This window comes from Vibrio sp. 1580 (assembly GCF_033340055.1).
In genome coordinates this window covers 71,639-83,679 of the sequence record NZ_JAWOVT010000009.1, presented here as the reverse complement: position 1 = coordinate 83,679, position 12,041 = coordinate 71,639, and the positions used below count along the sequence as shown (strand labels likewise).

Genomic DNA, 12,041 nt, shown 5'->3' with positions numbered 1-12,041 from the left:
AATTTGTATTTTTGATGCTTATCTGTGGTCTACACGGCGCACCACTGCGTCGCCGATAGACTGAATAATCTGTACTAGAACAATCAACATCACGACAGTCACGGCCATGATAGTTACATCGTAGCGGTGGAAACCGTAACGAATGGCTACGTCGCCTAGGCCGCCGCCGCCTACCGTACCCGCCATAGCTGAGTAGCTAACGAGAGTGACCAAGGTAATCGTTACTGAGTTAACAATAGTCGGCATTGCTTCAGGTAGTAGAACTTTTGTGATGATCTGTGTTGGAGTCGCCCCCATTGACTGCGCTGCTTCCACCAAGCCTGTCGGTACTTCTAATAAAGCGCCTTCAATAAGACGAGCGACAAAAGGAATGGCGCCAATAGTCAGTGGGACGATTGCTGCGGTTGTACCGATAAAGGTTCCAACCAGCATTTTTGTCACTGGAATAATCGCAACCATCAGTACGAGGAATGGCACTGAGCGACCAATGTTAACGATAGCGCCTAAGCCGCTATTTAGTTTGGTGTTTTCAAGTAGGCCGCCTTTCTTAGTAATATGGAGGATTACGCCTAATGGAATACCCACAGCAAAGCCGACTAATCCGGCAACCGCAACCATGTAAAGCGTTTCCCACGTTGCACCTAAAAGTAGTTTGCTGTTTAAACTCAGCCATTCAGAAATCGTATTAAAGGACATAACCAAGTACCTCTACTTTTACGTTGTGCTTACGCAGGTATTCAAGAGCTGCGTTGTCATCTTCTTCGTTACCAAATAGCTCTGCGACCATCATGCCGAATTTCACGCCACCAGCGTAATCAAGGTCGGAACTCAAAATACTCACATCAATATTGTATTTACGAGAAATTTGCGACATTAACGGTGCATCGACGGTTGCGCCAGTAAACTCTAAGCGAACCAACGGGTAGCTGCCATCAACACGCTCTGCTTGCAGACGTGCTTGGTAATCTTCAGGAATGGAAAGATCCAGCGTTGAGCGAATGAATTGGTGCGCCAGCTCCGTTTTAGGGTGCGCAAAAATATCGCCAACGGTGCCTTTTTCCACCAGCTCACCACCACCGATGATTGCTACTTCGTGACAGATACTTTTTACGACTTCCATTTCGTGAGTGATAAGTAAAATCGTGATGTTGAGTTTGCGGTTGATCTCTTTCAATAACTCAAGGATAGATTGAGTTGTTGCCGGATCTAGTGCGCTAGTGGCCTCATCACAAAGCAGCACGCTAGGATCGGATGCCAATGCACGAGCAATTGCCACACGCTGTTTTTGGCCGCCACTTAAGTTAGATGGGTAGCTCTCGTGTTTGTCGGCTAAGCCTACAAGCTTTAGCAACTCAGTTACTTTTGTTGTGATTTGCGATTTGTCTTTACCTGCCAGTTCTAGGGGTAATGCCACATTATCAAACACAGTACGAGACGAAAGCAGGTTAAAGTGCTGGAAGATCATGCCAATGTTACGGCGTGTTTCGACTAGTTGTTTTTTACTGAGTTTGGTTAGATCCACACCATCAACGATGATGGAACCAGAGGTCGGTGCTTCTAGCATGTTGACACAGCGGATCAGCGTACTTTTACCAGCACCTGATGAACCGATAACACCAAAGATGGTGCCTTTGTCGATGTGTAGGTTAATGTCTTTCAGGGCAAGGATTTCCTTACTGCCTTGGTAGAACACTTTATTGACGTTTTTTATTTCTATCATGTTTCAACCTGCCCAAAGATACGGGGAACTTCGCTGTCAAAAACGGCCTTTGACAGAACTTAATGTTGAGCTTTATCTCAATTTTCAGTTGATGCTATGGGTTAAGCAGAATGAAGTCAATAGATATTTTTACGTCTAGACGTCTAAATGTATGGATGTTCTGTTTTGAAACGAAGATGTATAGATAACAAGCAGGAGGTAGACGGCGGGGCACCCTCAGATTTACCGATTCTTGCCCAACAAATCAACCGTTTTGTCGAGGCCTAGAATGAATTAGATAGTGTTGAAGTTTATAAGGTATGTAATAATCTGATTAAACCGAGTTAATAGAGAAATACGTTTTGGCAAAACCTGCTGTTTTTATCGATCGTGATGGCGTAATAAACGTTGACCACGGCTACGTTCATGACGAACATGATTTTGAGTACATTGATGGTGTATTTGAAGCGACGAAAGCGCTAAAAGATAAAGGCTACCTTCTAGTGTTAGTGACGAATCAATCGGGCATCGCACGCGGTAAATTCAGTGAAGACCGTTTCTTGTCTCTGACTCAATGGATGGATTGGAACTTTGCTGATAATGGTGTTGAGTTCGATGGTATCTATTACTGTCCACATCATCCAGAACATGGCATTGGCGAGTACAAGCAAGATTGTGAGTGCCGTAAGCCAAAACCAGGCATGTTCATTTCTGCGCGTGACTTCTTGAAGATCGACATGGAGAAATCTGTGATGATCGGCGATAAAGCTGAAGACATGATGGCAGCAGAAGCGGCAGGCGTTGGCACTAAGATTTTGGTTCGCACTGGTAAGCCAGTAACAGAACAGGGCGAAGCCATTGCAACGGTAGTATTAGATAGCATTGCAGATGTGCCTGCGTACTTAAACAAGTAATCTTCATTACTGACTGAGTTAAGGGAAGCCACTGCTTCCCTTTTGTTTGATTCCTTCTTTTAGTCTGAACACTTATGAGCAAAAAACTCACCATTCTTGATATCGCAAAATTGGCAGGCGTGGGCAAATCGACAGTAAGCCGTGTGCTTACTAACGATCCAAAAGTGAAACCGCAAACGCGTGAGAAGGTAGAGCAAATCATTCGTGAATCAGGCTACGTCCCATCAAAGTCGGCGCAGTCGATGCGTGGTGGCAGTCAAAAGGTTATTGGGGTTATCATCTCCCGTTTAGATTCACCATCAGAAAATCGCGCCGTTGGTACCATGCTCAATGCTTTGTATTCCGCTGGTTATGATGCGGTGATCATGGAGAGCCAATTCGATCGCGATAAAACCAATGAGCATTTGGATGTGCTTAAACGTCGCAACGTCGATGGGGTGATCGTGTTTGGCTTTACTGGATGTGATGAGCGAGCATTGGCGGAGTGGGGGAATCGTATCGTCGTGATCGCGATGGACACGCAAATGGTTTCCTCGATCAACTACGATAACCAAGGTGTGATAGACATGGCTTTGTCTCACCTTGAGCGGCAATCTTTATCTCGCATTGCTTATATTGGTGTTGATCCTGAAGACAAAACCACTGGCTTAGCTCGTCTAAATGCTTATAAAGCTTGGTGTCAACGCAAGCAAATTGCACCTTGTTTCCAAACGGGTAAGTTGAGCCATGAAAGTGCTTATCAGTTGGTAGACAAAGTCCTTCAATCTGATACTCAGGCCATCGTGTGCGCCAGTGACACTATCGCGTTGGGCGTGATTAAGCGTCTTCAAGAGTTAGGACGTGAAGACGTGGTTGTGACAGGTGTTGGTGGTAATGAATTGCTCTCTTTCCTTTTCCCTAAAGTATTTAGTGTCGACCCAGGTTATACCCTTGCAGGTGAGAAGTCCGCTAACATGCTGATCAATCAATTAAATGGCGATGAGGAAGTGGTTCACTTTACTCAACAGCCTATCGTTTGTTAATCCACACTAAAACGATCTGCTCTAAAATTATACTGTGATCATTCTCAATTAATGGGACTGTTCCCATTTTGTTTTTTGTCTTCGAGTGGCAGTATTAAAATTAAGAAATGGGAATGTTCCCATTTATAAAAACAAAATGATGAATCGAATGTATCCAATACAGGGTGGACAAAGTTATGAGTAAGATTGCGCGTAAAGACGTGGAGCGTCTTATTGAGCTGGTCGGGGGGCCGGACAATATTGCCAGTGTAAGTCACTGTTTAACTCGCTTGCGTTTTGTTCTAAATGATACGGACAAAGCAGATACGAAACAGTTAGAAGCATTACCGATGGTGAAGGGCTGTTTTACCAACGCAGGCCAGTTCCAAGTGGTTATCGGTACTGAAGTGGATGAAGTTTACAAGGTACTGATCGGACTGACGGGTAAAAGTGAAGCCAGCAAAGACGAAGCGAAGAACGCTGCTCGTCAAAACATGAATATCGTTGAGCGTGGTATTTCCCACCTTGCAGAAATCTTTGTACCACTGCTACCTGCGATCATTACCGGTGGTCTGATTCTTGGCTTCCGTAACGTGATTGGCGACATCAAGATGTTTGATGGTCAAACGCTAACGGAAATCAGCCAGTTTTGGGCAACGGTACACTCTTTCCTATGGCTAATTGGTGAAGCAATCTTCTTCTTCCTACCAGTTGGCGTGTGTTGGTCGACAGTGAAAAAACTCGGCGGTACTCCGATTTTGGGTATCACATTGGGTGTCACGCTGGTTTCGCCGCAGTTAATGAACGCTTACCTAATTGGTAAGCAAGTACCTGAAGTGTGGGACTTTGGCTTATTCGCCATCGAGAAAGTGGGCTATCAGGCGCAAGTGATTCCAGCAATGCTTGCTGGTATGGCTCTGGCGTTTATTGAAACCAACTTAAAACGCATCATTCCGTCTTACCTTTACCTAGTAGTCGTGCCGTTTGTCTCAATCATTGTGTCTGTGATTCTTGCGCACTCTATCATTGGTCCATTCGGTCGTATGTTGGGTGACGGCGTTGCTTTCGCAGCAAAAGCAGCCATGACGGGTGACTTCGCAATGATTGGCTCAACCATCTTCGGCTTCCTATACGCGCCATTGGTCATTACTGGTATTCACCACACCACCAACGCGGTAGACCTTCAACTGATGCAAGAGCTAGGCGGTACGCCAATTTGGCCTCTGATTGCACTTTCAAACATTGCTCAAGCGTCTGCGGTCGTCGGCATCATTATCATCAGTAAAAAACATGGCGAGCGTGATATCTCAGTACCTGCGGCTATCTCTGCTTACCTTGGTGTGACCGAGCCGGCGATGTACGGCATCAACTTGAAATACAAGTTCCCAATGCTGAGCGCGATGATCGGTAGTGCGTGTGCTGCTGCTATTTGTGGTAGTGCGGGCGTAATGGCGAACGGTATCGGTGTGGGCGGTTTGCCGGGCATCTTATCTATCCAACCGCAGTTCTGGGGCATTTTTGCTTTGGCTATGTTAGTCGCAATGCTGGTACCTGCTGCATTAACGTTAATTCTTTATAAGCGTGCACAAGCCAAAGGTGAGCTTGAGCCTGCAAACGCGTAATTCTATTTGAGGCAGTGACTTGGCTGCCTCCTCCTATTTTTCTTTTCAAATTTTAAGTTTCCGATTACTGGTAAGTGAGTGTTAGAAATGGCTATGACCAAGCATGATGAGAGCTGGTGGAAAACCGCAACCATCTATCAAATTTACCCAAAAAGCTTTTGTGACAGTGGCAGTAAAGGCACGGGCGACATCAAAGGGATCATTTCTAAGCTGGATTATCTTAAGCATCTTGGTGTGGATGCGATTTGGCTGACGCCGGTTTACCAATCACCAATGATCGACAACGGTTATGACATATCCGATTACTACTCGATCAACCCTGAGTTCGGCACTATGGAAGATTTCGATACTTTGCTAGCAGAAGCGCATCAGTTGGGCATTCGTATTATCATGGACATTGTAGTGAACCACACGTCGACAGAACACAAGTGGTTCCAATCCGCACTGGGTGATAAAAACAGCCCATACCGTGATTACTACATTTGGAAAGATCCGGTAGATGGTGTAGAACCAAACAACTGGCAATCTAAGTTTGGTGGTAACGCTTGGGCGCTGGATGAAAAAACAGGCCAGTACTATTTGCACCTTTTTGCTAAAGAGCAAGCGGACTTAAACTGGGAAAACCCAGTAGTGCGTGAAGAAGTGAAAGAAGTCATCAGCTTCTGGGCAGACAAAGGTGTCGATGGTTTCCGTCTCGACGTTATCAACCTGATTTCCAAGCAGCAAGATTTTCCAAGTGACGATATTGGTGATGGTCGTCGTTTCTACACGGATGGTCCACGTGTGCACGAATACCTTCAAGAGATTAGCGAATCTGTGTTTCAAAAATACGGCAGCGTAACAGTGGGTGAAATGTCTTCCACCACACTAGATCACTGCCAGCAATATTCTTCGCTAGACGGCAAAGAGCTATCCATGGTGTTCAACTTCCATCATCTGAAAGTCGATTATCCAAATGGTGAAAAATGGACCAAAGCGCCGTTTGATTTCATTCAGTTAAAACAGATCTTCAATCATTGGCAAACGGGCTTAAATGGCAAAGGGTGGGGGGCGCTGTTCTGGTGTAACCACGACCAGCCACGCGTTGTGAGCCGATTAGGTAACGACGAGCAATACCGTGTTGAATCTGCCAAGATGCTTGCGGCATCAGTGCACATGATGCAAGGCACACCTTATGTTTACCAGGGGGAAGAGATCGGCATGACCAACCCGGGTTATACCGAAATCAGCCAATATCGTGATGTTGAAAGTACTAACATGTACGACATCATGGTCAACCGTGATGGTGTATCTCATGACGATATGATGGCGATCTTGGCACAGAAGTCGCGTGATAACTCACGTACACCAATGCAATGGAACAGTGCAAAACACGCGGGCTTTACTGAGGGCACGCCGTGGCTTGAAGTGGCGCAGAATTACTCTGAAATCAATGCTGAAGCTGCGGTTGCCGATTTGAACTCGGTGTTCTACTTTTACAAGCGTCTGATTGAACTGCGTAAACAGGTTCCAGTTATCACTGATGGCCGTTACGAGGACCTGCTGCCAGAGCACAAACGTATTTTCGCTTACGCTCGTCAGAACGATAAGCAAACGCTGCTGTGTATCAATAACTACTACGCAGAAGAGGTGGAATGCGTTCTGCCAGAACGTTTTGATATGAGTAAAGCGAAAAACTTGCTATCTAACTATCAAAACTCAGCGAGCGCAGTCGCGTCAAACCATCAAGTGTTACGACCTTACGAAACTCGTATTTTATTGATAGAAGAATAAACTCGGGTGTCATCACCCCCTAAGGTTGATGTTCGAGATGAAGGCTTTGGTGTGCTCCCCAAAGCCTTCTTTTATTGAGATATCCTAGCTTATTTTGTTTCAATCGCTGTTAGCTGCACTTTCTCTTCATTGATTTGTACTTGTTGTACTTTCAGCAGTTCAATTTGTTCAATCAGACCTAAGCTCGGATTAAACCAACGTTCTGCCGAAGTGGCGAACTCCATTGATTCCATATCATCACAGTTTAGGTTGTAGATGTTCTCTTCCATCAGGTATGCCGCTTCAATTTTCTTGCCTGAGATCGAGAACGCTTTACGCACACCAGTCTCTCGGATTTGCTGTTGCCAAACCACTTGGCAAGATGCTGTCATAGGAAGGTTTTGTACCCACTCATGATCTTCAAAACGGTCTAGAAGGTTGTGAACTGCGTAGCCTGTAAGAGTGGTTTGCAGAGACATAGTTTCTTCACCGATGTCAATATTCGGGCTTTTCTCTTTTACGTCGTCACCGTTTAGGCGGAAAATCGGACTGCTGTGCATAAGCATGGCAATAAACTGATGACCAATGAAATAAGCGTCAGTGATTTCATGGAGTGCACCATCTGATCCTGCAAAGTAAAGCGTATTGCTCTCTTCGTCGTCGTTGTACTGCTCGTCTGAATAGTAGAACTGTTCGGCGCCGTAGTTCACCAAGTCATTAACCAACTGGACCATTGCCTCGCTGTTTGGGATTTGTGCCAATGCTGCCAATATTTGCTCGCTATCCATCGCTTGGAAGCTCAGTTTCATGTCGCCCTCTGGTTGGCCATCCAAGCTAAACGAATAGCTCAATTGTGTGTTTGGTATAGGAGCGAAAATGGAGTTGTGAATCGAGACGTCGAAACTTTCTTGAGGCACTTTGTTTGGATTCGCACTGCCAGAAGACGAACCTCCGCCACAGCCGTAAAGAGCCAGAGTTGCTGCTGCGATAAGCGTCATTTTGTTTAGCATGGTTTACATTCCTGATTGATAAGGCCGCTTCATGTTGGGCCGTTGCTTGAATGCGAGCATGCTAAGTTCAGTGAGAGAAAAAGGGCAAAAAACAAAAGATAACAGGGGTTAATGAAAGCTTAATTTTATATTTAGGTCTTTGTTTTATTTGGGGTTATTTCGTTGGCTACGTTAGTGCAATACTCGTTAATGAGCGCTTTCCATCGGCTTATGATTTCTTGATCGGTCACACTAACACGCAACGTTTTCCACGGTTGGAGGCAAGTCTCTTTTGATTCAGATTGAGAAAGACGCTCAAACAAGGTTTCGGAAGGTAAAACGCGCAGCAGCGCCACCAGTGATTCCATGTAGTTGAGACGGAACTGTTCAAGTTTGTTCTGCTTATAAGCAATGTGAGACACAAAGGTATAAATCAGTGCGTTTTGGATACGTGAGTCGCCATCTGGTGTCGTTAACAGAGCTTTTGCCCTGTCTAAGTTACCTAATTTGAAATGCAATAGACCTAACCAAAGGCTCAGCTCATCTGGCAAAACATCAAACGACGATTGCACTTGAGTTAAATATGCTTCCAGCTTTTGATGTTCGTGCTCGTATAAGGCGAGATGTCTTGCCGTTGTTATAGCCGCAAACTCATCAGATTGTCGGAGAGGTTGGCTAGAAAAGGCATTCTCGAATAACATTTTTTTGTGAATATCCGAAAGCTGCCACGTACTTGCCGAAGGTGCAGGCAGATTGAAGTATTGCGCGACATCCGAGTGCATTTGGAAAATATCCGATTGTAAGTCAGATAAACGCAGTGTGTACTCATTGCGAAACGCTAGCTTGCCCGTCGCAGGATAAATAAGGTTCATCTGCGCTTTCAAGATGTCCTGTTTTGTGCTGTCTTTTAACTCGATATTGAGCTCGTAGTCGCTGGTCTGCATGTTTCGTGCGCCAGGGAAATATGGCGCATGACCGATAGGATCAAGAAAGTAACTGGGAGCATCTTGGTTGGCTATGTCGGTGTATGGATATTCGACCTGTTGTTGCAGCAAGATGGCTTTGACCAGTATGCGGTATTTTCGCGCCTGAGAGCCGATTGAATCGACACGGTTGAGTAGTAGCTCGACTTTGGGAATCAGTAGTTGATGACGTGTTTGTTGTGTTGAGATTTCTTGGCGTTGCCATAACAAGCTTGCGAGCGTCACGCTACAAACTGCAAGTATGGCACACAAGCTATAAGCAAAAATCAGCTTGAAGTTCTTATTACTCGCCACCTGAGTTGGGATAACGCGTCGATGGCTTTTCGCTGGTGGCACCAAACGAATATTGGCAGGGTTAAGAAAGTAGCCTTTGCGGGGGTAAGTGACTAAAAGCTTAGCGGCATCGTATTCGGGTAAGTACTGCTGTAGCAGGGCACGTAAGGTGCTAATGCGGTTCGTTAGCACATTCTTAGAGATGAACTTGCTCTGCCAAATGGTTTCAATAATGGTGTCAGCAGAGAGTGGGTGGCCAACGCTTGTTAACAGCAGTTCTAATAATTCAATGGTGCGAGGTTCAAGATCAATCGCGATAGCATCTTGATGAAGGCTCTGTGTCTTCGGGTTATAGATCAGCTCTCCAATCGCAATACAACTGTGAGTCTGTTTAGCTTGTTGCAGAAAGTCGCGCATACCGTACCGATCTATTTGGAAATCGCGAAGTATTATATAGCGATTGGAGCGCGAAATCTTATAAATCGCGCTTCAATCATTATCAAAAATTTATGAACCGTAGGTCACGGAATAGCGGTGCGGTTTGTGGTTCATCGCTAACACGACATTGAGTGCAAACGCCCCCAAAATTGAAAGGCCAATCACCTCTGGTGTGACAAAGAAGAATGAAGCTAACAGGATACATGCATCGATTGCCATTTGGCTTTTGCCAACTGAAATGCCAAATTTGTCTTGGATAAACAAACACAGCACGTTAAAGCCACCTAAGCTGGAGCGATGTCTGAATAGGATCAGCATACCGAGCCCCATTAAAAGCCCGCCTGCGACGGCGCAATAAACTTCATTTACCGATTCGAGCGAGATTAGCAAATAAAGATGATCGGCAAAGATAGAAACCAACGCGCCAGAAATGGCACTATTAATGGCGAAATGACGGCCGAAGCGTTTCCATGCTAGTAAGTAAAAAGGACTGTTTGCTAAAAAGTACAGCACACCAAAGGTAAAAGGTGTAAATTGGCTAATAAGCAGAGCCAATCCAGTCGTGCCTCCCGTTAGAAGGTTCGCGGATTGGAGAAAGAAAACGCCTTGAGCTACTAAAAAGGTACCCGTGAGAATCGCTATCCAGTCTTCTTTTAATGAGTGTTTTTCCATCAATGTTGCAGTCATTAGTGATAAATAAGGCGTGCATAGTAGTAAAAAGATGATCTTTTCGGTAGCTAGAGGGTAAAATTTACGGTAAACCTATGTAATTGCTGTTTTACAGGGTGTAAAGCACAAATTTGACAGGCAATAGATTGTCGTTATGCGATTGCAATGCTGGCATGATAAACATTGCTTGTCATCATGAAAAAACTGCATGAGAAAAATTGTAAATTTCTCTTTATGACCTAAATCAAATTATGTAGAATGCGCGCCATTAGGGTGACGAAAACGTTTGCGTCGGGTCATTCAACAGTTTTTTTGCAACTTTCAGTACTAATCTGAGTCAGGAGATACAGATGCTTAAGCGTGATATGAACATCGCAGATTACGATGCGGAACTGTTCGCAGCTATCCAGGAAGAAACTCTTCGCCAGGAAGAACACATTGAACTTATCGCTTCTGAAAACTACACAAGCCCACGTGTAATGGAAGCGCAAGGTTCTCAGCTAACGAACAAATACGCTGAAGGCTACCCAGGTAAGCGTTACTACGGCGGTTGTGAGTACGTAGATAAAGCTGAAGCACTAGCAATTGAGCGTGCATGCCAACTATTTGGTTGTGAGTACGCTAACGTACAGCCTCACTCAGGTTCTCAAGCAAACAGCGCAGTTTACATGGCGCTTCTTAACCCAGGCGATACAGTACTAGGTATGAGCCTAGCGCACGGTGGTCACCTGACTCACGGTTCTCCAGTAAACTTCTCTGGTAAGCATTACAACGTTATCCCTTACGGTATCGATGAAGCGGGTCAAATCAATTACGACGAGATGGAACAGCTAGCGCTTGAGCACAAACCTAAGATGATCATCGGTGGTTTCTCTGCTTACTCGCAAATCGTTGATTGGAAACGCATGCGTGAAATCGCTGACAAAGCAGGTGCTTACTTATTTGTTGATATGGCGCACGTAGCTGGTCTTATCGCTGCCGGTGAATACCCAACACCAGTACCGCATGCTCACGTGGTAACAACAACGACGCACAAAACACTAGCAGGTCCTCGCGGTGGTCTTATCTTGTCAAATGCTGGCGAAGATATGTACAAGAAATTGAACTCAGCAGTGTTCCCTGGTGGTCAAGGTGGCCCTCTAATGCACGTTATCGCTGGTAAAGCAGTAGCGTTCAAAGAAGCGATGGAGCCAGAGTTCAAAGCTTATCAAGCTCGCGTAGTGAAAAACGCAAAAGCAATGGTTGGTCAGTTCCAAGAGCGTGGCTACAAAATCGTATCTAACGGTACAGAAAACCACTTGTTCCTTGTTGACCTAATCGACAAAGATATCACTGGTAAAGACGCAGACGCGGCACTAGGTGCAGCAAACATCACTGTAAACAAGAACTCAGTACCAAATGACCCACGCAGCCCATTCGTAACGTCTGGTATTCGTGTAGGTACGCCAGCGATCACTCGCCGTGGCTTCACTGAAGAAGATGCAAAAGAGCTAGCAAACTGGATGTGTGACGTTCTAGATAACATCGGCAACGAAGAAGTTATCGAAGCGACTAAAAAGAAAGTGCTAGAAATTTGTAAGCGTCTACCGGTTTATGCCTAACTGTTCTTCATAGAATGAGTCGATTTCGGTGTCGAACATACTCATTTGCTCGCGCAAACTCCGTGTGTTCTTCTAGAACTCGACTCATCTATTTTGAACA

10 protein-coding genes are annotated in these 12,041 nt (G+C 45.2%); 5 read left to right on the top strand and 5 right to left on the bottom strand.

All coding sequences use genetic code 11. The features are described 5' to 3' along the window. Nucleotides 1–18: 18 nt before the first annotated feature. On the bottom strand, nucleotides 19–696 hold the full coding sequence (locus tag R7093_RS15620; protein ID WP_005383604.1) for a methionine ABC transporter permease: 678 nt from the start codon (nucleotides 694–696) through the stop codon (nucleotides 19–21). Continuing rightward, nucleotides 686–1,720: a methionine ABC transporter ATP-binding protein MetN gene (gene metN, locus R7093_RS15615; RefSeq protein ID WP_005381962.1), complete on the bottom strand. Its 1,035-nt coding sequence runs from the start codon at nucleotides 1,718–1,720 to the stop codon at nucleotides 686–688. The genes R7093_RS15620 and metN overlap by 11 nt, the downstream gene beginning before the upstream one ends. A 341-nt stretch (nucleotides 1,721–2,061) precedes the next feature. Between metN and gmhB the strand changes: the two genes are divergently transcribed. From gmhB to treC, 4 genes are all read left to right on the top strand, one after another. After that, nucleotides 2,062–2,613: a D-glycero-beta-D-manno-heptose 1,7-bisphosphate 7-phosphatase gene (gene gmhB / locus R7093_RS15610; protein WP_005381961.1), complete on the top strand. Its 552-nt coding sequence runs from the start codon at nucleotides 2,062–2,064 to the stop codon at nucleotides 2,611–2,613. Between the two features lie 74 nt (nucleotides 2,614–2,687). Beyond that, complete coding sequence (gene treR, locus R7093_RS15605; protein WP_047102070.1) at nucleotides 2,688–3,635, top strand: trehalose operon repressor TreR; 948 nt, start codon at nucleotides 2,688–2,690, stop codon at nucleotides 3,633–3,635. A 176-nt stretch (nucleotides 3,636–3,811) separates the two neighbouring features. After that, a complete protein-coding gene (gene treB / locus R7093_RS15600; RefSeq protein WP_005381959.1) occupies nucleotides 3,812–5,236 on the top strand; it encodes a PTS trehalose transporter subunit IIBC in 1,425 nt (474 codons plus the stop codon). An 87-nt stretch (nucleotides 5,237–5,323) separates the two neighbouring features. Next, nucleotides 5,324–7,009 carry an alpha,alpha-phosphotrehalase gene (treC, locus tag R7093_RS15595; RefSeq protein WP_054576933.1) on the top strand — a complete coding sequence of 562 codons (1,686 nt, stop codon included), beginning with the start codon at nucleotides 5,324–5,326 and terminating at the stop codon, nucleotides 7,007–7,009. 89 nt (nucleotides 7,010–7,098) lie between these two features. On the opposite strand, the gene R7093_RS15590 is transcribed toward treC, so the two are convergent. From R7093_RS15590 to R7093_RS15580, 3 genes are all read right to left on the bottom strand, one after another. Continuing rightward, a complete protein-coding gene (locus R7093_RS15590) occupies nucleotides 7,099–7,998 on the bottom strand; it encodes a hypothetical protein (RefSeq protein ID WP_047102068.1) in 900 nt (299 codons plus the stop codon). A gap of 131 nt (nucleotides 7,999–8,129) precedes the next feature. Continuing rightward, nucleotides 8,130–9,650 (bottom strand): transcriptional regulator, encoded by a 1,521-nt coding sequence (locus R7093_RS15585; RefSeq protein ID WP_047102066.1) that lies wholly within the window; start codon nucleotides 9,648–9,650, stop codon nucleotides 8,130–8,132. A 90-nt stretch (nucleotides 9,651–9,740) separates the two neighbouring features. After that, on the bottom strand, nucleotides 9,741–10,343 hold the full coding sequence (locus R7093_RS15580; RefSeq protein ID WP_318146730.1) for a YitT family protein: 603 nt from the start codon (nucleotides 10,341–10,343) through the stop codon (nucleotides 9,741–9,743). Nucleotides 10,344–10,690: 347 nt separating this feature from the next. Here R7093_RS15580 and glyA point away from each other — a divergent pair, with 347 nt between their 5' ends. Then, nucleotides 10,691–11,941 (top strand): serine hydroxymethyltransferase, encoded by a 1,251-nt coding sequence (glyA, locus tag R7093_RS15575; protein ID WP_047102062.1) that lies wholly within the window; start codon nucleotides 10,691–10,693, stop codon nucleotides 11,939–11,941. Nucleotides 11,942–12,041 lie beyond the last annotated feature (100 nt).

Coding starts and splice junctions, on each gene's coding strand:
- treC (WP_054576933.1), top strand. CDS start 5,324: ATGGCTATGACCAAGCATGATGAGAGCTGGTGGAAAACCGCAACCATC.
- R7093_RS15620 (WP_005383604.1), bottom strand. CDS start 696: ATGTCCTTTAATACGATTTCTGAATGGCTGAGTTTAAACAGCAAACTA.
- metN (WP_005381962.1), bottom strand. CDS start 1,720: ATGATAGAAATAAAAAACGTCAATAAAGTGTTCTACCAAGGCAGTAAG.
- glyA (WP_047102062.1), top strand. CDS start 10,691: ATGCTTAAGCGTGATATGAACATCGCAGATTACGATGCGGAACTGTTC.
- R7093_RS15590 (WP_047102068.1), bottom strand. CDS start 7,998: ATGCTAAACAAAATGACGCTTATCGCAGCAGCAACTCTGGCTCTTTAC.
- R7093_RS15585 (WP_047102066.1), bottom strand. CDS start 9,650: ATGCGCGACTTTCTGCAACAAGCTAAACAGACTCACAGTTGTATTGCG.
- R7093_RS15580 (WP_318146730.1), bottom strand. CDS start 10,343: ATGGAAAAACACTCATTAAAAGAAGACTGGATAGCGATTCTCACGGGT.
- treB (WP_005381959.1), top strand. CDS start 3,812: ATGAGTAAGATTGCGCGTAAAGACGTGGAGCGTCTTATTGAGCTGGTC.
- treR (WP_047102070.1), top strand. CDS start 2,688: ATGAGCAAAAAACTCACCATTCTTGATATCGCAAAATTGGCAGGCGTG.